The 26,616-nt window shown below is 65.1% G+C and carries 18 protein-coding genes; 13 read left to right on the top strand and 5 right to left on the bottom strand.

From position 1 onward, the window contains the following. From JAB1_RS20740 to JAB1_RS20710, 7 genes are all read left to right on the top strand, one after another. Window positions 1-1,125: an ABC transporter permease gene (locus tag JAB1_RS20740; protein WP_034780330.1), complete on the top strand. Its 1,125-nt coding sequence runs from the start codon at window positions 1-3 to the stop codon at window positions 1,123-1,125. 47 nt (window positions 1,126-1,172) lie between these two features. Then, complete coding sequence (locus JAB1_RS20735) at window positions 1,173-3,437, top strand: DUF3141 domain-containing protein (protein WP_070281595.1); 2,265 nt, start codon at window positions 1,173-1,175, stop codon at window positions 3,435-3,437. Between the two features lie 9 nt (window positions 3,438-3,446). After that, entirely contained in the window at window positions 3,447-4,862 is a 1,416-nt protein-coding gene (locus JAB1_RS20730) for a bifunctional enoyl-CoA hydratase/phosphate acetyltransferase (RefSeq protein WP_034780326.1), read from the top strand. Then, on the top strand, window positions 4,859-6,076 hold the full coding sequence (locus JAB1_RS20725) for an acetate/propionate family kinase (protein WP_070281594.1): 1,218 nt from the start codon (window positions 4,859-4,861) through the stop codon (window positions 6,074-6,076). The genes JAB1_RS20730 and JAB1_RS20725 overlap by 4 nt, the downstream gene beginning before the upstream one ends. A gap of 215 nt (window positions 6,077-6,291) precedes the next feature. Then, on the top strand, window positions 6,292-6,768 hold the full coding sequence (locus JAB1_RS20720; RefSeq protein WP_070281593.1) for a hypothetical protein: 477 nt from the start codon (window positions 6,292-6,294) through the stop codon (window positions 6,766-6,768). A 164-nt stretch (window positions 6,769-6,932) separates the two neighbouring features. After that, window positions 6,933-9,248 carry a M43 family zinc metalloprotease gene (locus tag JAB1_RS20715; RefSeq protein ID WP_217494307.1) on the top strand — a complete coding sequence of 772 codons (2,316 nt, stop codon included), beginning with the start codon at window positions 6,933-6,935 and terminating at the stop codon, window positions 9,246-9,248. Between the two features lie 26 nt (window positions 9,249-9,274). Beyond that, window positions 9,275-9,628: a hypothetical protein gene (locus JAB1_RS20710; RefSeq protein WP_139144620.1), complete on the top strand. Its 354-nt coding sequence runs from the start codon at window positions 9,275-9,277 to the stop codon at window positions 9,626-9,628. Here the strand turns inward: JAB1_RS20710 and JAB1_RS20705 are convergent. From JAB1_RS20705 to JAB1_RS20685, 5 genes are all read right to left on the bottom strand, one after another. Next, on the bottom strand, window positions 9,619-9,807 hold the full coding sequence (locus JAB1_RS20705) for a helix-turn-helix transcriptional regulator (protein ID WP_034780317.1): 189 nt from the start codon (window positions 9,805-9,807) through the stop codon (window positions 9,619-9,621). The two genes, JAB1_RS20710 and JAB1_RS20705, sit on opposite strands and share 10 nt — an antisense overlap. A gap of 199 nt (window positions 9,808-10,006) precedes the next feature. Then, a complete protein-coding gene (gene parC / locus JAB1_RS20700; protein ID WP_034780316.1) occupies window positions 10,007-12,361 on the bottom strand; it encodes a DNA topoisomerase IV subunit A in 2,355 nt (784 codons plus the stop codon). Between the two features lie 48 nt (window positions 12,362-12,409). Beyond that, the gene (locus JAB1_RS20695; RefSeq protein ID WP_139144619.1) at window positions 12,410-14,212 is read right to left on the bottom strand and encodes a J domain-containing protein; all 1,803 of its coding nucleotides are present in this window, start codon (window positions 14,210-14,212) and stop codon (window positions 12,410-12,412) included. A gap of 12 nt (window positions 14,213-14,224) precedes the next feature. Then, window positions 14,225-15,934: a molecular chaperone HscC gene (locus JAB1_RS20690; protein WP_070281590.1), complete on the bottom strand. Its 1,710-nt coding sequence runs from the start codon at window positions 15,932-15,934 to the stop codon at window positions 14,225-14,227. Then, window positions 15,934-17,931 (bottom strand): DNA topoisomerase IV subunit B, encoded by a 1,998-nt coding sequence (locus tag JAB1_RS20685; protein ID WP_034780309.1) that lies wholly within the window; start codon window positions 17,929-17,931, stop codon window positions 15,934-15,936. Before JAB1_RS20685 ends, JAB1_RS20690 begins: the two co-directional genes overlap by 1 nt. A 462-nt stretch (window positions 17,932-18,393) precedes the next feature. Between JAB1_RS20685 and kdpF the strand changes: the two genes are divergently transcribed. The 6 genes from kdpF (at window position 18,394) to kdpE (ending at window position 26,558) form a co-directional block, all read left to right on the top strand. Next, entirely contained in the window at window positions 18,394-18,483 is a 90-nt protein-coding gene (gene kdpF, locus JAB1_RS20680; RefSeq protein WP_034746483.1) for a K(+)-transporting ATPase subunit F, read from the top strand. After that, a complete protein-coding gene (gene kdpA / locus JAB1_RS20675) occupies window positions 18,483-20,288 on the top strand; it encodes a potassium-transporting ATPase subunit KdpA (protein ID WP_070281589.1) in 1,806 nt (601 codons plus the stop codon). Before kdpF ends, kdpA begins: the two co-directional genes overlap by 1 nt. 9 nt (window positions 20,289-20,297) lie before the next feature. Beyond that, window positions 20,298-22,376 carry a potassium-transporting ATPase subunit KdpB gene (kdpB, locus tag JAB1_RS20670; protein ID WP_070281588.1) on the top strand — a complete coding sequence of 693 codons (2,079 nt, stop codon included), beginning with the start codon at window positions 20,298-20,300 and terminating at the stop codon, window positions 22,374-22,376. Between the two features lie 10 nt (window positions 22,377-22,386). Further along, complete coding sequence (gene kdpC, locus JAB1_RS20665) at window positions 22,387-22,962, top strand: potassium-transporting ATPase subunit KdpC (protein WP_070281587.1); 576 nt, start codon at window positions 22,387-22,389, stop codon at window positions 22,960-22,962. A gap of 159 nt (window positions 22,963-23,121) precedes the next feature. Then, on the top strand, window positions 23,122-25,863 hold the full coding sequence (locus tag JAB1_RS20660; RefSeq protein WP_070281586.1) for a DUF4118 domain-containing protein: 2,742 nt from the start codon (window positions 23,122-23,124) through the stop codon (window positions 25,861-25,863). After that, entirely contained in the window at window positions 25,860-26,558 is a 699-nt protein-coding gene (gene kdpE, locus JAB1_RS20655; protein ID WP_034746496.1) for a two-component system response regulator KdpE, read from the top strand. The genes JAB1_RS20660 and kdpE overlap by 4 nt, the downstream gene beginning before the upstream one ends. Window positions 26,559-26,616: the final 58 nt, after the last annotated feature.

Genomic DNA, 26,616 nt, shown 5'->3' with positions numbered 1-26,616 from the left:
ATGCGGCATCTTGAAAATATCTACCGCCTGGGCGTGAAGGAAATCTGGAGCCTGATCCGCGACCCGATGATGCTGATCCTGATCCTCTACACGTTTACCTTGGCGATCTACGTGGCCGCCACGGCCAAGCCGGAAACCCTGCACATGGCGTCGATCGCCATCGTCGACGAGGATGGCTCGCCCCTGTCCGGGCGCATCGCCTCGGCCTTCTTCCCGCCGCAGTTCACGCCGCCGGCCATGATCAACCAGAGCCAGGTCGATGCGGGCCTGGACGCGGGCCAGTACACCTTCGTGCTGACGATACCGCCCAAGCTGCAGGCGGACGTGCTGGGCGGGCGCCAGGCGGAATTGCAGCTGAACGTGGATGCCACGCGCATGAGCCAGGCTTTCAGCGGCAGCGGCTACATCCAGCAGATCGTCGCCGGCGAGGTGTCCGAATTCGCCAAGCGCTATCGGGGCGCGACCGTCTCGCCCGTGGAGCTGGTGATGCGCGCGCGTTTCAATCCGTCGCTGAGCCAGGCCTGGTTTGGCTCGCTGATGGAGCTCATCAACCAGGTGACGATGCTGTCGATTATTCTCACGGGGGCGGCCCTGATCCGCGAGCGCGAACATGGCACCATCGAGCATTTGCTGGTGATGCCCGTGACGCCGGCCGAGATCATGCTGGGCAAGGTCTGGTCGATGGGCCTCGTGGTGCTGCTGGCTGCCGCCCTGTCGCTGAACCTGGTGGTGCGCGGCATGCTGCACGTGCCCATCGAGGGTTCCATCGCGCTGTTCCTGTGCGGCGCGGCCCTGCACCTGTTTGCCACCACCTCGATGGGCATCTTCCTCGCCACCGTGGCGCGCAGCATGCCGCAGTTCGGCATGCTCCTGATCCTCGTGTTGCTGCCGCTGCAGATGCTGTCGGGCGGCAGCACGCCGCGCGAAAGCATGCCCGAACTGGTGCAGAACATCATGCTGATCGCCCCGACCACGCATTTCGTCGAGTTGAGCCAGGCGATTCTGTACCGGGGTGCCGGCATCGACGTGGTGTGGAAACCGTTCCTGGCCTTGCTGGCCATCGGCACGGCCCTGTTTACCTTCGCGCTGGCGCGCTTTCGCAAGACCATCAGCCAGATGGCGTAGCCCCCGCGCCGGAATGGTCCGGCGTTTTTTGCATGAAAAGGATAGCCATGAAGATCGAAGCTGCACCATTTTTCTCCACCGGCGGCTTGCCGTCGCTGGGCGTGCTGGGCGACTATGCGCGCGACTCGTGGCAGCGCATCGTGCTGTATGCGGACGTGATGCGCCGGCGCGGCAACCAGTACCAGGAGCACATGGCCGAGGAAGTGCCGAACGTGCTGGACTTCCCCGCCGAACTGGTGATGTCGGGCCTGGAACTGGCGCGTCCCGTCAACTACGGCCTGGCGCGCATCTTGACGCCCGATGCGCCGGAACCTGATCCATCGAAGCGGCCATTCGTCGTCGTCGATCCGCGCGCCGGGCACGGTCCCGGCATCGGCGGCTTCAAGGCCGAGAGCGAGATCGGCGTGGCCCTGCGCGCCGGCCACCCGTGCTATTTCATCGGCTTCCTGCCCGATCCCGTGCCGGGACAGACGGTGGAAGACGTGATGCACGCCGAGGCGGCCTTCCTGGAAAAAGTCATCGCCCTGCATCCGCTCAGCGAAGGCAAGCCCGTCGTCATCGGCAATTGCCAGGCGGGCTGGCAAATCCTCATGACGGCGGCGATGCGCCCGGAATTGTTCGGCCCCATCATCGTGGCCGGCGCGCCCGTGTCCTACTGGGCCGGCTGGCATGGCCGCAACCCGATGCGCTACGCGGGTGGGCTGATGGGCGGAAGCTGGGCCACGGCGCTGGCGGGCGACCTGGGCAACGGCCGCTTCGACGGCGCCAGCCTGGTGCAGAATTTCGAAAAGCTCAACCCGGCCAATACCCTGTGGAGCAAGCAGTACAACCTGTATGCGAACATCGACACGGAAGCGCCCCGCTACCTGGAATTTGAAAAGTACTGGGGCGGCCATGTCTTCCTCAACGACGTCGAGATGCAGTACATCGTCGACAATCTGTTCATCGGCAACCGCCTGGCCACGGCGGAATTGATTACCTCCGACGGCGTGCGCCTGGACTTGCGCAATATCCGTTCGCCCATCGTCGTGTTCTGCTCGAACGGCGACAACATCACGCCGCCGCCGCAGGCGCTGGGCTGGATCACGGACCTGTACCGCGACGACAAGGATGTGCTGATGCACGACCAGACCATCGTGTATGCCGTGCATGACAGCATCGGCCACCTGGGCATTTTCGTCTCGGCCAAGGTGGGGCACAAGGAACACCAGAAATTCGCCAGCAATATCGACCTGATCAACCTGCTGCCAGCCGGCATCTACGAAGCGAGGATCGTCGACAAGACGCCCGATACGCCGAACGCTGACCTGGCCAGCGGCGACTATGTGCTGCAGGTCGAACACCGCGGCATCGACGACGTGCGCGCCATCGTGCAGCCAAGCGTGGAAAACGACCGCAAATTCGCCGCTGCCGCGCGCGTGTCCGAAGTGAACCTGGCCCTGTACCGCACGTTTGCGCAGCCGTGGGTGCGCGCCATGGTCACGCCGCAGACGGCGCGCTTCCTGCAGCTCGCGCATCCGCTGCGTGTGTCGTACGAGCGCTGGACGGACCATAATCCGCTGGCCAGGCTGGTGGCCAAGGAGGCGGAAAAAGTGCGCGCCCACCGCCAGCCGGTATCGCCCGACAACCCGCTGCTGGCCATGCAGGAAGCCATCTCCGGCGCCATCACGGCCGGCTTGAACAGCTGGCGCGACTGGCGCGATACGCTGCAGGAAACCACCTTCGACCTGGTGTATGGCTCGCCGCTGGTGCAGGCGCTGACGGGACAAGCCATCGGCGATACGGCGCCGCCGCGCCCCCATCCCGGCATCTCGCCCGAGCATTGCGAATACGTGCGCTGCGAAACGCGCAAGATGGACGAGGACATGCAGCGGGGCGGCCTGGTGGAAGCGGCCGTGCGCGCGCTGTTCTACATCTACCGCTTCCGCATGATCGCCGACGAGCGCAGGGTCAACCTGGCCCTGAAATTGATCAAGCCGCAATACCGGCAGGATGTCGGCATGGAGGAATTCCGCGGTATCGTGCGCCAGCAGGCGCGCTTGATGCTGCATGATTTCGATGCGGCCATCGCGGCCTTGCCTGCCTTGCTGTCGCGCGCCGACCCGGACGACATCGGCGCGCTGGCCGAGTGGCTGCAGCAAGTTCTGCAAGTTCCCGAAGCGCCGACGCCGGACGAGGAGGCGAGTCTGCAGCAGATGCTGGACGTCTTCGACCGCGCGGTCAAGGCGCAAGCGAAGGCCTTGCCGTCGGACGCGGGCGCATCCCCTGCCGGGCCAAAAGCCAAGCCGGCCAAACACATTACCCCTGTATAGAAGACCACGATGACCACTACCCAAGACGATGATTTGCATATCGTGCGTAACCGCACCTTCGACCAGATCGCCATCGGCGACACAGCCAGCATCACCCGCACCCTGAGCATGGACGATATCGCCCTGTTCGCGGTGATGTCGGGCGATGACAACCCGCAGCACCTCGATACCGAATTTGCCGCCGCCACCCGCTACCAGGGCGTGATCGCGCACGGCATGTGGGGCGCGGCCCTCATTTCCGCCGTGCTGGGCACGCGACTGCCCGGCGCCGGCACCGTCTACACGGGCCAGACCCTGCGCTTTCTGCAACCCGTGCGCGTGGGCGATACGCTGGCCATCAGCGTCACCGTCACGGCGCGCGAGCCGCGCAACCGCCACGTGACCCTGGCTTGCCGCTGCGTCAACCAGCACGGCGCCGTGGTGCTCGATGGCGAGGCGCAGGTGATCGCGCCCGCCGAGCAGATCGAAAGGACGCGCGCCACCTTGCCCGAAGTGCGCCTGCATAACGGCGACGGCACGCGGCGCCTGCTGGAGCACGCGCGTACCCTGGGTCCGATCAGGGTGGCCGTGATCCACCCCTGCGATGAACTGAGCCTGTCGGGCGCGCTCGACGCCTACGCGGCAGGCTTGATCACGCCCGTGCTGGTGGCGCCGCGCGCGCGCCTGGAGGCGGTGGCGCTGGAGGCGGGCCTGAGCCTGGAAGGCATCGCCATCGAAGACGTCGAACATAGCCATGCGGCCGCCGCGCGCGGCGCCGAACTGGCGGGGAAAGGGGAAGTCGAGGCGCTGATGAAGGGCAGCCTGCACACGGATGAGCTGATGTCGGCCGTGCTGTCGGCCAGCGCCGGCCTGCGCACCAAGCGCCGCATCAGCCACTGCTTCCTGATGCAGACGCCCGCGTATCCGCGTCCCTTCATCATCACGGACGCAGCCATTAATATCGCGCCGAACCTGGCCATGAAGGCCGACATCGTGCGCAACGCCATCGACCTGGCGCACGTGATCGGCGTGGCCTGCCCGCGCGTGGCCATCCTGGCCGCCGTGGAAACGGTGAATGCGGACATGCCGGCCACCCTGGACGCCGCCGCCCTTTGCAAGATGGCCGACCGCGGCCAGATCACGGGGGCGATCCTCGACGGCCCGCTGGCCTTCGACAACGCCGTCTCGATCGCCGCCGCCACCGTCAAGGGCATCGTCTCCGAGGTGGCGGGCCGCGCCGACATCTTGCTGGTGCCCGACCTGGAAAGCGGCAACATGCTGGCCAAGCAGCTCGAATACATGGGCGACGCGGACAGCGCCGGCATCGTGCTGGGCGCGAAGATCCCCGTCATTCTGACCAGCCGCGCCGACTCGCGCGCCAGCCGCATCGCCTCGTGCGCCATCGCCGTGATGCTGGCCAACCATTACCGGAGCACGCCGCCATGAACGCAGCAGTCCAACATGCCGACGGCACCCTGATCCTGGTGCTCAATTGCGGCTCGTCGAGCATCAAGTTCGCCCTGTTCGAGCAAGCGGGCGGCGTGCTGCCGCAGCAGGCGCAATGGAGCGGCAAGGTAGAAGGCATCGGCCGCGAAAACGCCACGTACCGCGCCGGCGGCCTGCCGGCAATCGCCTTGCAGCTCGATGCAGAGCAGCCGCATCACGCGGCCCTCGAATACATCCGCGCGCAAGTGGTGGCGCAGCTGGACGGGCGTGAGCTGCGCGCCGTGGCGCACCGCGTGGTGCATGGCGGCAGCAAGTATTTCGCCCCCGTGCGCATCGATTTCAAAGTGCTGGCCGACCTGAAAAGTTTTGTGCCGCTGGCGCCCCTGCACCAGCCGTTCGCGCTGGAGGCGATCGAGGTGCTGCTCGAATCGCGGCCCGATATCGCCCAGGTGGCCTGCTTCGACACGGCCTTCCACCACACGGTGCCGCAGGTCGAGCAGATGCTGGCACTGCCGTACGATGCGTGGGAGCGGGGCTTGCGCCGCTACGGCTTCCACGGCCTGTCGTATGAATACCAGTCGCTGGTGCTGGAGCAGCGCTTCGGTGCCGTCGCGCGCGGCAAGGTCATCGTGGCCCACCTGGGCAGCGGCGCCAGCCTGTGCGCCATGGATAATTTGCACAGCGTGGCCACCACCATGGGCTTTTCCGCGCTCGACGGCTTGATGATGGGCACGCGCTGCGGTTCGCTCGACCCGGGCGCCGTCATCTACCTGATGGAGATCGAAAAGCTGTCGCTGGAAAAAGTGGCGCATGTGCTGTACCACGAGTCGGGCTTGCTGGGCGTGTCCGGCGTGTCGGCCGACCCGCCGGTCTTGCTGGCGCAGCAGGACCGGCAGGATGCCACGGGCGAGCGTATCCGCGCCGCGCTGGCCTTGTATATCCGCCGTATCGTGCGCGAGATCGGCGCCCTGACGGCCGTGCTGGGCGGACTGGACATGCTGGTGTTTACGGCAGGTATCGGCGAACACAGCGCCGAGCTGCGCCAGCGCATCTGCGCCGAGCTGGGCTTTATTGGCCCCGTGCTCGATGCGGATGCCAATGCGCGCAACGCCAGCCGTATTTCCAGCGATGCCAGCCGCATCGTGGTGGGCGTGGAGCCGGCCAACGAGGAGTGGGTGGCGGCGCGCCACGCGGCACTGGCCGTACGGGCATGAGGTCCTGAAGCGTACAGCCGCGCTCGATGGGAAATTTGCCGAATTGCACATATTTTCCGTTGAGTGCGCTAACGCACTGTGTGGTTTGCCAGTTATCTTTACTATGAAGTCATGCCATTGCGCTACATCAAGAAACAGCGCGATGCCTGGCAAATTTTGAACATTTTGCCCGCCTTTAGTAAGAATAAAATTAAACCATATTGAAAGGTCTCATCATGAACAAATTACTCGCCGCCCTGATCGCTACCCTGTTTGCCACCGCTGCCATCGCGCAAACGTCGCCAGTCACCCCAGCCGTTGCCAGCGCCCAGGCGTCTGCGCAGCACGACATCAACAAGGCTGCCAACAAGGAAGCCAAAGTCGATGCCAAGGCTGACGCCAATGTCGCCAAGGCTGAAATGAAGGCTGACGAAAAGAAAGCCGACGCCCAGCACAAGGCGAACAAAACCAAGGCCAAGGCCCACGACAAAGTGGTCGATGCCGATCCGGAAGACAAGATGAAGGCGCAAGCCAAGGCTGACAAGGCTGCCGCCAAGGCCGATGCGAAAGCAGGCAAAACCTCCGTGAAAGCGGATGCCAAGGTCGCCAAGGAAAAAGTGGAAGCGAACGCCGATAAAGCCATCGCCGCCACCAAGACGGAAGAAGCCAAGGCCAAGGCCGACGCTGAAGTCAAGGCCGCCGCCGCCAAGTAATTCCCTGTTTGCGGGCCACGGCCTGCAAGCCCAAAAGACAGCTTCGGCTGTCTTTTTTTCGTCTGCCACTTTTCTTTTGCACCGCTTGCCAGTCTTGATCTGGCACAAATGCTCCTCTTTTCGCCGTGCCATAGTGAATTGGCAAACAGACGAAGGGAGACATCATGAGCACCGCTAAAACGAAAAAAACACCCGCTACCGGTTCGGCGGAAGGCGCGCCTGCCGTGTCCGCCATGCAGCCCATGCCGGTCGAAGGCGACATGCAGGCTGGCGACGCTGCGGCGGGCGGCGACGCCGTGGCTGGGCCGCGCCTGGGTATGTCGTATGCCGACCAGGCTGCGCTTACCCAGGGTACGGCCGCCGCGGATGCCGGCGCCATGCCGGGCGGCGGCATGCAGCAGGCACCGCAGGGCATGGCGGCCACCAGCTGCATGCAACTGGGGGCTGGCGGTGGCATGGGTGGCGATGGTGGCGGTGGCATGGGGGGCAGCGACGGTGGACAGGGCGGCGGTACACCGCAGAAGCGCACCTGCGCCACGATGGACGTGCATCGCCGCCTGCTGAGCGAAGATCCATCGTATGCGAACGTGCGCGCCGATATCGAAAACCTGGCCGGGCTCTACGAGGGCGACGGCAGCATTGCCGGACGTTCCGGCGTGACGCAGATACCGGTGGTGGTGCACGTGGTGTGGAATACGGCCGCGCAGAATATTTCGGATGCGCAGATCGCCAGCCAGATCGATGTGCTCAATCGTGACTTCCGGCGCGTCAACCCGGATGTCAACAGCACGCCGGCGCCATTCCTGCCCCTGACGGCCGATGCGCGCGTGGAGTTTGCGCTGGCCACGACCGATCCGCATGGCGTGGCCACCAGTGGCATCGAGCGGCGCCAGACGACGGCGGCCTCGTTTGGCGCGGACGATGCCGTCAAGTCGCAGGCGACGGGCGGCATGGATGCCTGGCCGGCCGACAGCTACCTGAATATATGGGTGTGCCAGCTGGGCGGCGGCTTGCTGGGCTATGCGCAGTTTCCCGGCGGCCCGGCCGCCACCGACGGCGTGGTGATCCTGCAATCGGCCTTTGGCACGACCGGCACGGCGGCGCCGCCGTTCCACCTGGGGCGCACGGCCACGCATGAAATCGGCCATTGGCTGAATCTGAACCATATCTGGGGCGACGACGGCACCGGGTGTTCGGGCACGGACAACGTGGCCGACACGCCGAACCAGGGCGGGCCGAACACGGGCCAGCCCTCGTTTCCGCAGGTGTCCTGCAGCAACGGGCCGAATGGCGACATGTTCATGAACTATATGGATTACGTCGACGATCCCGCCATGGTCATGTTCACGGCGGGACAGGTGGCGCGCATGCAGGCCTGTCTCGATGGCCCGCGCGCCAGCATCGGCACGGGTGGCACAGGCGCAGGCGCCACGCCGCGCCAGAGTTCTTCTCCCGTCGTGGCCTGGGGCGCGACCCGCCTCGACGTGTTCGTGCTGGGCACGGACCGCGCGCTCTACCACAAGGCCTGGAATGGCACGGCCTGGGCGCCGTCCGTCACCGGCTATGAAGGGCAGGGCGGCATTTGCACCAGTGCCCCGCAGGTGGTGTCGTGGGGGCCGAACCGGCTCGACGTGTTCGTCACGGGCACCGACAGCGGCTTGTTCCACAAGTGGTGGAATGGCACGGCCTGGGGGCCGTCGCTGACCGGCTATGAAGCGATGGGCGGCTTGTGCGTGGGCGACCCGCGCGCCGTGGCCTGGGGACCGAACCGCCTCGACGTATTTGTCGTCGGCACGGACCGCGGCCTGTATCACAAGTGGTGGAACGGAGCCGCCTGGGGGCCGTCCTTGACGGGTTACGAAGCCATGGGCGGCATTTGCCTGGGCCAGCCGGAAGCCGTGGCCTGGGGGCCGAACCGCCTCGATGTCTTCGTCGTCGGCACGGACCGGGCCCTGTACCACAAGTGGTGGAACGGCACGGCCTGGGGACCGTCGCTGACGGGCTATGAACGCCTGGGCGGCATCTGCACCTCGTCACCGAAGGCCGTGGCGTGGGGACCGAACCGCCTCGACGTCTTCGTCACGGGCACCGATGGCGCCCTGTACCACAAGTGGTGGGATGGCGCGAAATGGGGGCCGTCCATCGACGGCTTCGAGCGCCTGGGCGGTATATGCGTGGGCGAGGTGGAAGCCGTGTCGTGGGCGCCCAACCGGCTCGACCTGTTCGTCATCGGCACGGACAGCGCCCTGTATCACAAGGCGTGGAATGGATCCGCCTGGTCGCCATCCGTGACGGGCTTTGAAAGCCTGGGCGGCATATGCACCTCGCGTCCGCGCGCCACGGCCTGGGCGCCGAACCGCCTCGACGTCTTTGTCACGGGCACGAATGGCGCCCTGTTCCACAAGGCGTGGAACGGCACGGCCTGGTCGCCGTCCGTGAGCGGCTATGAAAGCCTGGGCGGCGTGGTATCGTGTTTCTGACATCCATGGTTGACACGGGAGGCGGCATGCACGGCATGACAACGGCACTGCCCAGCGGCAGCTGGACGCATTCCTTCGAGGAGGATGCAGACGGTATCGAGGTGTACCGGCCCACGGCCACGTTCGTCTTTCCTCCCAGCCGCAAGGGGCGCAAGGTGCTCGAGTTCGGCGCGCCCGCCGGCGCCACGGCGCAAGGGGAGGCGACATTGACGTCCATGGCGCCCGGCCCCGATGACCGTCCCCGCGCCGGTCCCGTGACCCGGTTGGTACCCGTGGGCATGGGCCGCTATGCGGTGGGCGATGCTGGCGGGGCGCAGGACGTGATCGACATCGTCGAAGCGACGCCTGAAATGCTGCGCCTGTCGCGGCGTCAAGGATGACCCCGGAGCTTGTGCGCGAGCGCCGTGCGGTTGCCCACGCCCAGTTTCTGGTAGATCGCATGCAGCTGGTTGCGCACGGTGGCCGGCGACTTGCCCAGTTCCCTGGCGATGCTTTTATACGGCAATCCTTCGGCCGCCATGGCCGCCACCAGCCGTTCGGCCGGGGTCAGGCGCTGCATGGCAGCCTGCCTGAAACCTTGTTTGTCATCGCTGTTCTCCTGTCGCTGGGCGGCGTGCCGGTGGCATGCCTGCAGGGATAACGGGAGCGAGGGGCGTATCTGTCAAATTATCTGTGAACTATTTTTTCCTGTGCCGCTGCGCGGCGATGGGCGAAAAAAAAGACAGGCGAACCTGTCTTTTCGTATGGCCGGATGCCGATCAGCCGATGGCCGCCATGGAGACCGGTTTCAGCTTGGCCGCCAGCGCCTTGCCTTTCTTGGCGCGCTTGCCGAAGTGTTCGGCTAGGGCCGTGGCGCCCAGCGATGCATCCTGCGGTTTCGAAGCCCTGCCGATGCCCGAGACCACCACGCCGCGCTGGGTGATCGGCTGCACGGCCAGCAGCTTGTCTTTCGCATCAAGGTCGATCAGCTTGACGCCGGTGCCGCCCTTGGACAGGGTTTTCATTTCATCGAGGCCGAACACCAGCAGGCGTGCGCCTTCCGTCAGGCAGGCCAGGGCGCTGGCCGCCTCGGGGATGACTTTCGGCGCCAAAGGCACGTCGCCATCGTCCAGGGTGATGAAGGCCTTGCCGCCTTTCAGGCGGCTCGTCATGTCGCCCGCCTTGGCGATGAAGCCGTAGCCTGCGCTCGACGCCAGCAGCAAATTGGTGGCGCCATTGCCCGCAAAGTAATGGAGGATGCGCACGGCGTTGCCCGGCGTGCCGCCGCTCAGGTCGCACAAGGTCGTGATCGGCACGCCATCGCCGCGCGCGTTGGGCAGCGCGGAGACGGGAACCGAGTAAATCTTGCCGTTGTTGCCAAAGCCCAGCAGGGTGTCGACCGTGCGGCACTCGAAGGCGCCATGCAGGGAGTCTCCCGCCTTGAACGTGAACTGCGCCGCATCGTGGCCGATGCCGGTACGCGCGCGCACCCAGCCTTTTTCCGAGATGATGACGGTGACCGGTTCATCGACCACCTTCTGTTCCGCCACGGCTTTCTGCGCTTCCTCGATCAGGGTGCGGCGCGCATCGCCGAACTGCTTGGCGTCCGCCTCGATTTCGCGGATGATGGCGCGCTTCATCGAGCCCGGATTGTCGAGCAGGTCTTGCAGCGACTTTTCTTCCTTGCGCAGCTCGGCCAGTTCCTGCTGGATCTTGATCGTCTCCAGGCGCGCCAGCTGGCGCAAGCGGATTTCCAGGATGTCGTCGGCCTGGCGTTCGGACAGCTTGAACGCTTCGATCAGGGCCGCCTTCGGTTCATCCGAATTGCGGATGATCTGGATCACCTTGTCGATATTGAGCAGGATCGCTTCGCGCCCTTCCAGGATATGGATGCGGTCCTTGACCTTGCCCAGTTTGTAGCCGGTGCGGCGCGTGACGGTCTCGAAGCGGAAGTCGATCCACTCGCGCAGGATGTCGCCCAGGCCTTTCTGGCGTGGACGGCCATCGCCGCCGATCATCACCAGGTTGATCGAGGTCGACGATTCCAGCGAGGTGTGCGCCAGCAGCATCAGCATGAATTCCGTCTGGTCCTGGTTCTTCGATTTCGGCTCGAACACGAGGCGCACGGGCGCGGCGCGGCCAGATTCGTCGCGGATGGTGTCGAGCGAATTGAGGATCAGCGCCTTCAGGGCCACCTGGTCCGGCGACAGCGCCTTCTTGCCCAGCTTGATCTTCGGATTCGTCAGTTCCTCGATTTCTTCCAGCACCTTCTGCGACGAGGTACCTGGCGGCAGTTCCGTCACGACGGCTTGCCACTGGCCGCGCGCCAGTTCCTCGATCTTCCAGCGCGCACGCACCTTCATGCTGCCACGGCCGCTCGCGTACATGTCCTGGATCTGCGATGGCGGGGTGATGATCTGGCCGCCGCCGGGGAAGTCGGGGCCGGGAATGATGGCCATCAGCTCGGCGTGCGTCATCTTCGGATCGCGGATCATGGCGACAGCCGCTTTCGCCACTTCTGCCAGGTTGTGCGACGGGATTTCCGTGGCCAGGCCCACGGCGATGCCGGAGGCGCCATTGAGCAGCACCATCGGCAGGCGCGCCGGCAGCAGCTTCGGTTCTTCCGTCGAGCCGTCGTAGTTGGGCTGGAAGTCCACCGTGCCCATGCCGATTTCATCCATCAGCAGCTTGGCGATCGGCGTCAGGCGCGCTTCCGTGTAACGCATGGCTGCGGCGCCATCGCCATCGCGCGAGCCGAAATTGCCCTGGCCATCGATCAGCGGATAGCGCAGGGAGAAATCCTGCGCCATGCGCACGAGCGCGTCGTACACGGACTGGTCGCCGTGCGGATGCAATTTACCCAGCACGTCGCCGACCACGGCCGCCGATTTGCGGGGCTTCGCCGTGGAATTGAGTCCCAGCTCGTTCATCGCATACAGGATGCGGCGCTGCACGGGCTTCTGGCCATCGCACACGTCGGGCAGGGCGCGGCCCTTGACGACCGAGATGGCGTAATCGAGATAGGCGCGCTCGGCAAAGGTGGACAGGGTCAGCGCTTCGCCGTCGAATACCGGTTCATCCGGCTCGATCGGCTCAGGCTGGGCATCGTCAAATAAATTGGTTTGTGTGGACATGGCGCTTGTTTCGGTGTTAAGTGGTTGCGGTTGAATTCGTGGGGCTGATTATGACAGCCCGGGTTTGGAAAAAGACTTGCCATACGTCAGATACATGTAGCGCAAGGTCAGATACAGCACGGCCAGGGCCAGCTCGACACTGTTGTGCATCATCGGCATGGCGCGGATGGCCGGGGCATGGCCGGCCAGCACGAAGCTGGCGAGCGACGGCACCAGCACCACCGGCCAGATCGTCTTCCATTTGAAATCGGTGGGCGAAAACAGTAAGCCGGCGCACGACCAGGCATACAGCGCGGCGCCGACGAGGGCGGCCGGCAGCAGTTGCAAATACAGTTGCAGCAGCAAGCCCGCGCAACCGATCAGCCATGCCGCGCGCAGGCGGGGCAAGAGCGCCTCGGGGAAGCCGCAATCGCCATACAGGCCGGTGGCGCTGCGCAGGGCCAGCGCCGCCAGGCAGAATATCAATGGCATGGCCTCGCCGATGGCCAGCGCCGCAGGGCCTTTGCCGCTCATGAACATGGCGGCGAACAGCGACAGGCCGAGGCACAGGAGCAGCAGCATGCCATGCAGCAGTTGGCGGTTCATCGCGTACGCGAGCAGCGCCGACGCGCACAAGCCGGCCGCGGTAACGAGGCGCATGGTCTCGCTGCGTTCGGGCAGGAACAGCAGCAGCGCCAGCACGAGGTAGGGCACGATCCAGCCCAGTTGCCGCAAGCCGGGCCGCTGCCACAGCGTGGGCAGGCGTTCCTGCAGCGCTTCCTGCAGCGTGTCGAACCGCGCGAACAGGGGCGCCGGCCAGCGCAAGGCATGCATGGCCAGCAGGGCAAAGGCGAGCGCCTGGAAGCCCAGCAGGCTGGCATAGGCGGCCGTGTCGCCGAGCTTGAAGCCGGCCGCATCGAGCACACCAGCGAGCATGAAGTGCAGCACGAAACCCAGGCCGCCCGAGGCCAGCGCCGTCTGCTTGAAGTAGCGCTTGGCATGGACGGCCTGTTCCCATTGCTCGAACAGGTCCGTATCGAGCTTGTAAGCCAGCATTTCGCCGTGCTGCCAGCGTATCGCGTGCAGCAGTTCGCGCAGCTGCAGGTTGAATTTTTGATCGAACAGCTGGCGCGCGTAAGCCGATGGCGGCTGCTGCGACATGATGCAGTCCAGGCCGGGATAGCTGTCGCGGTTGTCGCTGAAATGGGCAAACGAGCGGTCGGCCCGGTAGCGCTGCACGGCGCCGCGCACCAGGTCCGCATGGCTGCGCGCCAGGTAGGAAAAATCGTGGTCCCAGCCCAGCTGCTCGAACAAGGCCTGGCGCAGCGGCAGCTTATAGCCGGCGCTGGCGCAATAGCGCAGCGCGCACAGGTCGAACTCCTCGCGCACGTCGAGATTCAGCATGGCGTCGTCCTGCAGGATGCGGGCCAGCACCTCGCCGGCATCCGCGTGCCGCGTCAGCGTCAGGCAGCCCTGCCACAGGTTGTCCGCTTCCTGCGCCGGATCGATGGCGACCACGCCCCATTGTTCTGGCGGCGGCGTCTGCTCCTGGGCTATGACGCCCCACAGTTCTGCGGGCGGCTCCTGCGCGGGTTCGTCGATGACGCCCCACAAGTCGGCCGGTTCCATCGGCGGTGCTTCTGGCGCTTCCGCTTCCGCTTCGGCCGCTGGCGGTTCCGGCAATTCCTCGGCAAACAGGTGCGCATGGCGCAGCGCGTATTCATACGCTTCGCGCAGTTCCTGGAAGGCGGCCGGATCGTCTTCGGGACGCGTCACCTTCAGACGCTTCGCATACGCGCGCTTGAGGGCGCGCTCGTCGCCGGTCGGCTCCGTGCCCAGGATTGCCCACAGGCTGCGCTGTCCGTTGTCCATGCCGCCGTCCATTTACAGGAAGCTCTCGCTCTCGACCTGGCGCAACACTTCGTCGAGCGCCTGGCGTGCCTTGCGGATGGTGTTCGGGTCCTGCGTTTCCAGCGCGGCCTGGAAGTTGGCCGTGTGCGCCGCCAGGTACTGGCGCACGTCGCCCAGAGACTGTTCGTACAGCCGGTCGGCGCGCGTGACCAGGGTGCGGTTTTCCATCTGCTCGCGTGGGTGGATCTTCAGGTCGGCCAGTTCCGCAAAGCGCTGCTCGATCTGTTCCGGCGTCATCACGCCCGCGTTGTCGCTGATGATCATCTTGTGCTTTTCCTGCGTGGCCAGCACTGTCACTTCCGCTTCCAGCACGCCGCTGACGTCGTAGGTGAAGCGCACGTCGATGCCGATTTCGCCCGCCTTTTTCGCGGGTATCGGGAAGCTGATCTTGCCGAGGAAGACGTTGTCGGCCACCAGGCGCGACTCGCCCTGGAAGATCGCCACGTTGATTTCCTTCTGGTTGTCGTGGATGGTGGTGATGTTTTCCGTGCGCGAGACGGGCACCACGGAATTGCGCTCGATGATGGGCAGGTAATGCCCGCCTTCATACTGGTTCGCGCCGACCTGGCGCGAAATGGAAATGCCCAGCGAGTACGGCGCCACGTCCGTCATGACCACTTCGTCGAGCGCCGCGTCGCGCATCTTGAGCCCCGCCTGCACGGCGGCGCCCAGCGCCACGGCTTCGTCCGGATCCAGGTGGATGGCGGGGAAGCGGCCGAACATGCGCGAGACGAGTTTACGCACCAGCGGCATGCGCGTGGCACCGCCGGCCAGCACTACTTCATTCAATTCCGCGGCGCGGATGGTGGCGTCGCGCAGCGCCCGTTCCACGGGCAGGCGCAGGCGGGCCAGCAGGGGCTCGCACAATTGCGCCAGTTTGTCTTCGCTGATCTCCCAGCTGTATTCCTTGTCCTGGTAGCGCGTGGCCATGCGCACGGATGGCCGGTCCGACAGCAGGCGCTTGACGCGCTCTGCCTCATCGCGCAGCAGCTGCTGCTGGCGCGGGTCGAACAGGCGGCTGCCGGCCGCATCGCGCAAGCCGCTGCCTTCCAAAAAGGCGTCGACCAGCACGGTGACGAAGTCTTCGCCGCCCAGAAAATTGTCGCCGGCCGAGGCGCGCACTTCCATCACGCCTTCGAACAGCTCCAGGATCGACACGTCGAAGGTGCCGCCGCCCAGGTCGAAGACGAGGAATTTGCTTTCCTGTTCCTTGTCGCGGATGCCGTAGGCCAGCGCGGCGGCCGTCGGTTCGTTCAGCAGGCGTTCCACGCGCAAGCCCGCCAGCTGGCCGGCGATGCGCGTGGCCTTGCGCTGCGCATCGCTGAAATACGCGGGCACGGTGATGATGGCTTCCTCGACCTTGTGTCCCAAAAAGGCTTCGGCATCTTCCTTCAGTGCGCGCAGCACCATCGACGACAGCTCTTCCGGACGGAATTGCTGCGTGCCGAGGGTGATCTTCTTTTCACTGCCCATGTAGCGCTTGAAGACGGCCGCCGTCAGCTGCGGGTGCGTCTGCAGGCGCTCGCGCGCGGCGCGGCCCACCAGCACGGTGCCGTCGTCGTCGATGCTGACGCACGATGGCGTCAGGTGTTCACCGAGCGCATTCGGGATGATGGAAGCCTTGCCATCGCGCCAGATGGCGACCAGGCTGTTGGTGGTGCCCAGGTCGATACCGATGATCATCAGATATCCGCCTCCGCCTCATTGCCGTGTTCTTCGATCCAGGCGCGGCGTCCGGCGGCTTCGCCTTTGCCCATCAACATATTGAAGCGCGAAGCCGAGGCCATGTGGTCGACTTCACCGAGCGTGACGGGCAGCAAACGGCGCGTGTCCGGGTTCATCGTCGTTTCCCACAGCTGCTCGGCGTTCATCTCGCCCAGGCCCTTGAAGCGCGAGATCGACCAGGCGCCCTGTTTCACGCCTTCCTTGCGCAGCTTGTCCTCGATGGCGAGCAGTTCGCCATCGTCGAGCGCATAGATTTTCTGCATCGGCTTCTTGCCGCGCGCCGGCGCATCCACGCGGTACAAAGGCGGACGGGCGATGCAGATGTGTCCCTTGTTGATCAGGGCCGGGAAGTGCTTGAAGAACAGCGTCAGCAGCAGTACCTGGATGTGCGAGCCGTCCACGTCCGCGTCGGACAGGATGCAGATCTTGCCGTAGCGCAGGCCGGACAGGTCGGGCGTATCGCCCACGCTGTGCGGATCGACGCCGATGGCGACCGCAATGTCGTGGATCTCGTTATTCGCGAACAGGCGGTCGCGGTCCGTTTCCCACGAGTTCAAGACCTTGCCGCGCAGGGGCAGGATGGCCTGGAATTCCTTGTCGCGCCCCATCTTGGCCGAACCGCCCGCCGAGTCGCCCTCGACGAGGAACAGTTCATTGCGCGCGATGTCCGACGATTCGCAGTCGGTCAGCTTGCCGGGAAGGACGGCGACGCCCGAGGATTTTTTCTTTTCCACTTTTTGCAGCGAGCGCTGGCGCGACTGCGCCTGCTTGATCACGAGATCGGCCAGCTTCTTGCCGTAGTCGACGTGCTGGTTCAGCCACAGTTCCAGCGGCGGCTTGGTGAAGGTCGAGACGAGGCGCACGGCGTCGCGCGAGTTCAGGCGTTCCTTGATCTGGCCCTGGAATTGCGGGTCCAGCACCTTGGCCGACAGCACGAAGGAAGCGCGCGCGAACACGTCTTCGGGCAGCAGCTTCACGCCTTTCGGCAGCAGCGAGTGCATTTCGACGAAGTTCTTCACGGCGCCGAACAGGCCGTCGCGCAAGCCCGATTCGTGCGTGCCGCCATTCGAGGTGGGGATCAGGTTGACATACGACTCGCGCACGATGGCGCCTTCTTCCGTCCACGCCACCACCCAGGCCGCGCCTTCGCCTTCGGCAAAGCCTTCCGAGTCCGGACCCGCGTATTGCGCGCCTTCGAACAGGGGAATCAGGGTTTCGCCATTCGATACCTGCGCCAGCGTTTCGGTCAGGTAGCCGCGCAAGCCTTCCGCGTACTGCCAGGTTTGCGTGTCGCCCGTCTTCGCGTTGGTGAGCGTCACGGTGACGCCCGGCAGCAGCACGGCTTTCGAGCGCAGCAGGCGTTGCAGCTCCGTTTGCGAGATGTTGGGCGAATCAAAATATTTTGCGTCGGGCCAGGCGGTGACGCGCGTGCCCGACTTCTTGCCGTCGCGCGGGGCGGGGCGGGAATTCAAGGGCTCGATCACGTCGCCATTCGCAAACACCATGTGGTGCAGGCCGTTGCCGTCGCTTTCCTTGCGCCAGACGGTGATTTCCAGGCGCGTCGACAGCGCATTGGTGACGGACACGCCGACGCCGTGCAGACCGCCCGAGAACGCGTAGGCGCCGCCCGAACCCTTGTCGAACTTGCCGCCCGCGTGCAGCCGTGTAAACACGATTTCCACCGTTGGCACGCCTTCTTCCGGGTGCAGGCCGACGGGAATGCCGCGGCCATTGTCTTCGACGGTAATGCTGCCATCCGTGTTTTGCGTGACGGCGATATGCGTGCAATGACCGCCCAGCGCCTCGTCGGAGGCATTGTCGATCACTTCCTGAATGATGTGCAGCGGATTTTCAGTGCGGGTGTACATCCCCGGGCGCTGCTTGACGGGTTCCAGTCCTTTCAGGACACGGATGGATGATTCGCTGTAGTCGGATGCTGGTTTTTTAGTGGCCATACGTGTTCAAGCTAAGTAAAGACAGTGGTTGGAACGCCAGGCCAGGGCACTGCGGGCGCAATGACAGCGGCGGCGATAACTGTATGAATATACAGTATATCCCGTCCAGCGTCACTGGGGGAGGGCAGTGCGGCAGGCTTGGCGTCCTTGTGCGGACGCTCGCGCATTCTATCTTGATCGGCGGGCAATAGCGCTACTCCAAGGCAACAACAGTGCGCCGCGCGCGTGGTTTTGCGCCAATTGTGCTGGATTTTATGCGGTAAAGCCGCCGTTTTTACATCTTGTTTACAGCTGCCTCCCCAGTCTTTACGAATTTTTTAGACCCTTTTGGCTAATCTGCTCACTATCAAAACAAACCTGAATGAGGGTGGGAATGGATCTCGTGTATCTCGGCTTGATTGCCGTGTTTTTCGTCGTGGCGGCCGGCTTTGCCGTCGCCTGCGACAAATTAGGGAGCGTCAAATGAACGCGTTTTATGTGCTGGGCGCCGTCGTCTCGGCTGGCCTGCTCGTGTATTTGCTGGTGGCGCTGCTGAAGGCGGAGGAGCTGTGATGACGACGCAATCGATACTGTTACTGGTGGCTTTCCTGGCCGTGCTGCTGGCCGCCGGCTATCCGCTGGGCCTGTACATGGCCAGGGTGGCCGGCGATGGCCCCGTGCGCGGCCTGGGCTGGCTGCAAAAGCTGGAAAACCTGCTGTACCGCTGGTCCGGCCTTCCCGCCGACAAGGCCATGGGCTGGAAAAGCTATGCCATCGCCCTGATCGTCTTCAATACCGTGGGCGCCGTCTTCGTCTACGGCCTGCAGCGCCTGCAGGGCTTCCTGCCACTCAATCCGCAGGGACTGGGCGCCGTCAGCCCCGATTCCTCGTTCAATACCACCGTCAGCTTCGTCGCCAATACCAACTGGCAGGGCTATGGCGGCGAACAGACCATGAGCTACCTGACCCAGATGCTGGGCCTGGCCTGTCAGAACTTCTTTTCGGCGGCCACCGGCATCGCCGTGATCTTCGCGCTGGTACGCGGCTTCGCCTCGCGCTCGGGCAAGTCGATCGGCAATTTCTGGGTCGACCTGGTGCGCTCGACCCTGTACATCCTGCTGCCGTTGTCCCTGGCCCTGTCCGTCGTCTTCATGGGCGAAGGCATGATCCAGAATTTTTCCGCCTACAAGGAAGTGACCCTGCTCGACCACGTGGCGTATGAAACGCCGAAAGTGACGGCCGACGGCCAGCCCGTGCTGGATGCGGCCGGCAAGCCCGTGATGGAAGCGCAACTGGCGACGACGCAGACGATCGCCATGGGCCCTGTCGCGTCGCAGGAGTCGATCAAGCTGCTGGGCACGAATGGCGGCGGCTTCTTCAACGCCAATTCCTCGCATCCGTATGAAAACCCCACCGTGCTGTCGAACTTCCTGCAGATGCTGGCCATCTTCATCATCCCCGCCGGCCTGTGCTTCACGTTCGGCCGCATGGTGGGCGACATGCGCCAGGGCTGGGCAGTGCTGGCCGCCATGACCCTGATTTTTGTCGTCATGACGGCTGGCGTGATGAGCGCCGAGCAGCAAGCCAATCCCGCCCTGCAAGCCCTGGGCGTGGACCAGCAGGCCAGCAGCCTGCAATCGGGCGGCAATATGGAAGGCAAGGAAACGCGCTTCGGCATTAGCTCCTCGACCCTGTTCGCGGCGGTGACGACGGCCGCATCGTGCGGCGCCGTCAATTCCATGCACGATTCCTACATGCCCCTGGGCGGCATGGTGCCGCTGCTGCTGATGCAGTTCGGCGAAGTGATTTTCGGCGGCGTGGGCACGGGCCTGTACGGCATGCTGATGTTCGCCATCCTGGCCGTCTTCATCGCAGGCCTGATGATAGGCCGCACGCCCGAATATCTGGGCAAGAAAATCCAGGCCTATGAAATGAAGATGGTCTCGCTGGCCATCCTGGTCACGCCAGCCCTGGTCTTGACGGGCACGGCGATCGCCGTGATGGTCGAACCGGGCACGGTTGGCGTGGCCAATCCGGGCGCGCATGGTTTTTCCGAAATCCTGTACGCCTTCACGTCGGCGGCCAACAACAACGGCAGCGCGTTTGCCGGCCTGTCCGCCAACACGCCGTTCTACAACGTGATGCTGGCGATCGCCATGTGGTTCGGCCGCTTCGGCGTGATCGTGCCCGTGCTGGCGGTGGCCGGTTCGCTGGCGGCCAAGCAGCGCCTGTCGGCCAATGCCGGCACCATGCCCACGCACGGCCCCATGTTCATCGGCCTGCTGATCGGCGTTGTCGTGCTCGTCGGCGTTTTGAATTACGTTCCCGCGCTGGCCCTGGGCCCGATCGTCGAACACCTGCAACTTTTCATCAAATAAGAGGCTACCATGTCACGCACAAGCCTGACCTTGTTCGATTCCGTACTGATCGGCCCCGCCGTCGTCGATGCGTTCAAAAAACTCGACCCCCGCACGCAGTGGCGCAGCCCCGTGATGTTCGTCGTCTACGTGGGCAGCATCATCACGACCCTGCTGGCCATCCAGGCCCTGAATGGCCAGGGCGAAGCGCCATTCGGCTTCATCGTCGCCGTCGCCGTGTGGCTGTGGTTTACCGTGCTGTTCGCGAACTTTGCCGAGGCGCTGGCCGAAGGCCGCAGCAAGGCGCAAGCCGCGTCCCTGCGCGCCCTCAAGCAAACGGTGATGGCAAAGAAAATGCAGACGCCGAAATACGGCACTTCCTGGCTGCCCACGCCGGCCACCGACCTGCGCAAGGGCATGACGGTGCTGGTGGAGGCGGGCGACGTCATTCCCGCCGACGGCGAAGTGACGGCCGGCGTGGCCTCCGTCGACGAAAGCGCCATCACGGGCGAATCGGCGCCCGTCATCCGTGAATCGGGCGGCGACTTTTCCGCCGTCACGGGCGGCACCCGCGTGCTGTCGGACTGGCTGCTGGTGCGCGTTTCCGTCAATCCCGGCGAAGCCTTCATCGACCGCATGATCGCCATGGTCGAAGGCGCCAAGCGCCAGAAGACGCCGAATGAGATCGCCTTGACGATCCTGCTCGTCGCCCTGTCGATCGTGTTCCTGATCGTCACCGTGACCCTGCTGCCGTATTCGCTGTTTTCCGTGGCGGCGGCCGGCAGTGGCACGCCGGTGACCATCACCGTGCTGATTGCGCTGCTCGTGTGCCTGATTCCGACCACCATCGGCGGCCTGTTGTCCGCCATCGGCGTGGCCGGCATGAGCCGCATGATGCAGGCCAATGTGATCGCCACGTCGGGCCGCGCCGTGGAAGCGGCCGGCGACGTGGACGTGCTGCTGCTCGACAAAACGGGCACCATCACCCTGGGCAACCGCCAGGCTTCCAGCTTCGTGCCGGCGCCCGGCGTGACGGAGCAGCAGCTGGCCGATGCGGCGCAGCTGGCCTCCCTGGCCGATGAAACGCCGGAAGGGCGCAGCATCGTCGTGCTGGCCAAGCAGAAGTTCAATATCCGCGAACGCGAGATGGCCAGCCTGCACGCCACCTTCGTGCCCTTCACGGCGCAGACGCGCATGAGCGGCGTGGATATCGCGGGCGAACAGCAGGTACGCCAGCTGCGCAAGGGCGCGGCCGACTCCATGAAGAAGTACGTGGAAGCGCTGGGCCAGCCGTATCCGGCCGAGGTGGGGCGCGCCGTAGACGACATCGCCCGCCGCGGCAGCACGCCGCTGGTGGTGGTTGACGACGGCCGCGTCATGGGCGCCGTGGAGCTGAAGGATATCGTCAAGGGCGGCATCAAGGAGCGCTTCGCGGAACTGCGCCGCATGGGCATCAAGACCGTCATGATCACGGGCGACAACAAGCTGACGGCAGCGGCGATTGCCGCCGAAGCGGGCGTGGACGATTTCCTTGCCGAAGCGACGCCGGAAGACAAGCTGAAACTCATCCGCAGCTACCAGGCCGAAGGCCGCCTGGTGGCGATGACGGGCGATGGCACCAACGATGCGCCAGCGCTGGCGCAGGCCGACGTGGCCGTGGCCATGAACTCGGGCACGCAGGCGGCAAAAGAAGCGGGCAATATGGTGGATCTGGATTCGAATCCCACCAAGCTGCTGGAAATCGTTGAAATCGGCAAGCAGATGCTGATGACGCGCGGTTCGCTGACGACGTTCTCGATTTCGAACGATATCGCCAAGTACTTCGCCATCATCCCGGCCGCCTTCGTGGGCACCTATCCGCAGTTGAAGGCGCTGGACATCATGCACCTGGCCAGTCCCGCCTCGGCCATCATGTCGGCCGTGATCTTCAATGCATTGATCATCGTCGTGCTGATTCCGCTGGCGCTGAAAGGCGTGCAATACCGGGCCATCGGCGCGGCCAGCCTGTTGCGCCGCAACCTGCTGATCTACGGCCTGGGCGGCATCGTCCTGCCCTTCATCGGCATCAAGCTGATCGACATGCTGCTGTCCGCACTCAATTTAGTCTAAAGGAACCGTCATGAGCACTATCGTACGTCCCGCCCTGGTCCTGTTTGCCGCGCTGACCGTGATCTGCGGCGTCGTCTATCCGTTTGCCACGGCCGGCATCGGGCAGCTGGCTTTCAACGATGAAGTCAACGGCAGCATCGTCGAGCGTGGTGGCAAGCCTGTCGGCTCGACCCTGATCGGCCAGTCCTTCACCTCGCCCAAGTATTTCTGGGGCCGCCCATCGGCCACCGCGCCGATGGCGAACAACGGTGCCGGTTCGGGCGGCTCGAACCAGGGGCCGACCAATCCGGCCCTGGTGGACGCTGTCAAGGCGCGCATCGCCGCCCTGCAGGCTGCCGATCCGGGCAACCGCAACCCGATCCCCGTCGACCTGGTGACGGCGTCGAGCAGCGGCCTGGATCCGGAAATCAGCCTGGCGGGCGCCCTGTACCAGGCGCCGCGCGTGGCCCGCGTGCGCGCCATGCCGCTGGCGCAGGTGGAAAACGCCATCGCCAAGGTGCAGAAAACCGCGTATATCGGCTTTTTCGGCGAGCCGCGGGTCAATGTGCTGGAACTGAATCTGGCGCTGGATGCCATGGCAAAGTAAGCTGACAACGGTTGGTTGGCCGGCGTAGGTCGGCGTAGGTCGGCTTAGCGCAGCGTAAGCCGACTTTACCCACGGCGCAGCCAACAATGTCGTCGGATTACGCGCGCCCTTCGGACGCGCTAATCCGACCTACAATGCCCAAGAAGATTAAAATACAACATGCTCCCCAACGACAGCCAACGCCCCGACCCTGATGCCCTGCTGGCGCAAGTGCAGGCGCAGGAAAAGAAAGCCGCGCGCGGCCGGCTGCGCATTTATTTCGGCGCCTCGGCCGGCGTCGGCAAGACCTACGCGATGCTGGCGGCCGCACGCAAATTGCTGGCCGATGGCCAGGACTTGCTGGTGGGGGTGGTGGAGACGCATGGGCGCCAGGATACGGCGGCCCAGCTTGACGGCTTGCCCGTGCTTCCCCTGAAGCCCATCGAGTACCGGGGCAAGACCCTGTTCGAGTTCGACCTGGACGAGGCCTTGCGGCGCGCGCCCGCGCTGATACTGATGGATGAACTGGCCCATTCGAACGTGGCCGGTTCGCGCCATCCGAAACGCTGGCAGGATGTCGAGGAATTGCTGGCGGCCGGCATCGACGTGCTGTCCACCGTGAATGTGCAGCATCTGGAAAGCCTGAACGATGTAGTGGGCGGGATCACGGGCGTGTGCGTGGCGGAGACCCTGCCCGACACGGTATTCGACCGCGCCGATGAGGTGGTGCTGGTCGATATCCCGGCCGATGAACTGCTGCGCCGCCTGAAGCAGGGCAAGGTGTATCAGCCGCTGCAAGCCGAGCGGGCATCGCAGCATTTTTTCCGCAAGGGTAACCTGATCGCCTTGCGCGAACTGGCATTGCGCCGCACGGCGGACCGGGTGCAGGACGACGTGCAGGCTTACCGCGTCGAGAAATCCATCAATCCCGTGTGGAAGACGGGCGCCGCGCTGCTAGCCTGCGTGGGGCCGCACGCGGGCGGCGAGCACGTGATCCGCAGCACGGCGCGCCTGGCCAGCCAGCTGAATGCGGAATGGCATGCGCTGTACGTGGAAACCCCGCGTTTGCAACGCCTGCCGGCGGTTCAGCGCGAGCGCATCCTGAAAACCCTGAAACTGGCGCAGGACCTGGGCGCGCGCACGGCCATTGTGCCGTCTGCCGACATCGCCGGCGCCGTGGTCGAGTATGCGCGCAACGCGAATATCTCGAAAGTCATCGTGGGCCGTGGCCGCGCAGGCACGCTGACGCGCCTGTGGCACACGCCGCCAGCCGCGCGCATGGCCAGCCTGGCGCCCGATATCGATTTGATCGAGGTGGGCTTGCCGCCTGCCGATGCGGCGCCCCGGCGCGCGGCCGGCGAAGATGCGGAGGCGCCGCGCCGGCCCTCGCGCCATTGGCGCTACATATTGGCCGCCGGCGCCAGCCTGGCCACGGCGCTCGCCTCCGTCCCCCTGCAGCCTTATCTTGACCTGGCCAATATCGCCATGCTGTCCTTGCTGACGGTGGTGCTGGTGGCCGTGCGCCTGGGGCGCGGGCCGGCGGCGCTGGCGAGCCTGGTGGGCGTGGCCTGCTTCGATTTCGTCTTCGTGCCACCGCGCTTCTCGTTTGCCGTGGGCGATTTCCAGTATGTGATCACCTTTGGCGTGATGCTGGCCGTGGGCCTGATCACGGGCCATCTGACGGCGGGCCTGCGCTTCCAGGCGCGCGTGGCCTCGCACCGCGAAGCGCGCGCCCGCGCCCTGTATGAATTCTCGCGCGAGCTGTCCGGCGTGCTGCAGACGGAGCAGATTTTCGACATCACGAAAAGCGCCATCGAACGGGCTTTCCGCGCGCGCGCCACCCTGCTGCTGCCCGATGACGAGGGCGGCTTGCAGGCCCCGAACGGCGGCGAGGCGCTCGATATCGGCATTGCGCAGTGGGCCTTCGACCATGCACAGGCGGCGGGGACGGGGACCGATACCTTGCCGGCTTCGCCCATTTTCTACCTGCCGCTGATCGCGCCGATGCGCACGCGGGGCGTGCTGGCGCTGCTGCCGCTCGATGGCGCGCAGCGCGGGCGTTGGCTGCTGGTGCCGGAACAGCGCCAGCACCTCGATACCTTTGCCGCGCTGGCGGCCATCGCCCTCGAACGCGTGCACTATATCGACGTGGCCCAGGGCGCGCTGCTGCAGATGGAGTCCGAGCGGCTGCGCAATTCGCTGCTGGCGGCCCTGTCGCACGACTTGCGCACGCCATTGACGTCGCTGGTTGGCCTGGCCGAATCGCTGGCCCTGTCGCGGCCCGCCTTGTCGCCCGCGCAGCTGGACATGGCGCGCTCGCTGCAGTCCGAAACCGTGCGCATGAGCGCCCTGGTGGCGAACTTGCTGGACATGGCGCGCATCGAGAGCGGACAGGTGCGCCTGAACCTGCAATGGCAGGCGCTGGAAGAAGTGGTGGGCAGCGCGCTGCGCGCCAGCGGCCCGCAATTGCAGCAGCATGTCGTGCAGACGCAGCTGGCGCCGGACTTGCCGCTGGTGCGCTACGATGCCGTGCTGATCGAGCGCGTGCTGTGCAACCTGCTGGAAAACGCGACCAAGTACACGCCGCCGGGCAGCACCATCACGGTCGCGGCCGGGGTGCACGGCCAGTTCCTGCAGGTGGCGGTGTCTGATGATGGCCCGGGTTTGCCGCCGGGCCGAGAAGAAGCCATCTTTGAAAAATTCACGCGCGGCGAGCGCGAATCGAACAAGCCGGGCGTCGGGCTGGGGCTGGCCATTTGCCGTGCCATCGTCGAAGCCCACGGCGGCACCATCCACGCGCAGCCGCACGCGCCGGGACAGGGCGCCGCCATCGTCTTCAGCCTGCCGCTGGGCACGCCCCCGGCGCCGCCGGAGACCGAGCTCGATGACGCCAACGACCATGAAACAGGAAAACCAACATGAACGAACCTTCCGCCACCGCCTTGCTGGTCGAGGATGAACCGCAAATCCGCCGCTTCGTGCGTGCCGCGCTGGAAGACGAGGGCTGGCAGATTTTCGAATCCGCCACCATGCAGCGGGGCCTGATCGATGCCGGCACGCGCCGGCCCGACCTGATCGTACTGGACCTGGGGCTGCCCGACGGTGACGGCATCGATTTCATCGCCGACATCCGCAAATGGTCGGCCGTGCCCATCATCGTGCTGTCTGCGCGGGTCGACGAGCAGGACAAGATCCGCGCGCTGGACGCGGGCGCCGACGATTATCTGACCAAGCCGTTCGGCGTGGGCGAACTGCTGGCCCGCGTGCGCGCCACCTTGCGCCGTCAGCGCCAGCCCGCCGCCAGCGACGATGGCGTGGTGCAGTTCGGCGACGTGCGGGTCGACCTGAAGGACCGGCTGGTGACGCGCAACAAGCAACTGGTGCACATGACGCCGACGGAATTCCGTTTGCTGTCGGTACTCGTGAAGAACGCGGGCCGGGTGGTCACCAATCCGCAGCTGCTGCGCGAAGTGTGGGGGCCGTCGAACAGCGAAAACGGCCATTACCTGCGCATCTACATGGGGCATCTGCGCCAGAAGCTGGAAGCCGATCCGGCCCAGCCGCAGTACCTGTTGACGGAAACGGCCGTCGGCTACCGGCTGCTGCTGCCGCTCTAACACCTGTCAATCCCCTGTTTGAAAACAGGCGCCGCGCGCGCCAGGGGGACGCTTTACC

It is taken from the genome of Janthinobacterium sp. MP5059B (assembly GCF_001758645.1).
Lineage (GTDB): Bacteria > Pseudomonadota > Gammaproteobacteria > Burkholderiales > Burkholderiaceae_D > Janthinobacterium > Janthinobacterium lividum.
The sequence above is the reverse complement of the archived record's forward strand: the minus strand, read 5'-3'. Positions and strand labels throughout refer to the sequence as shown.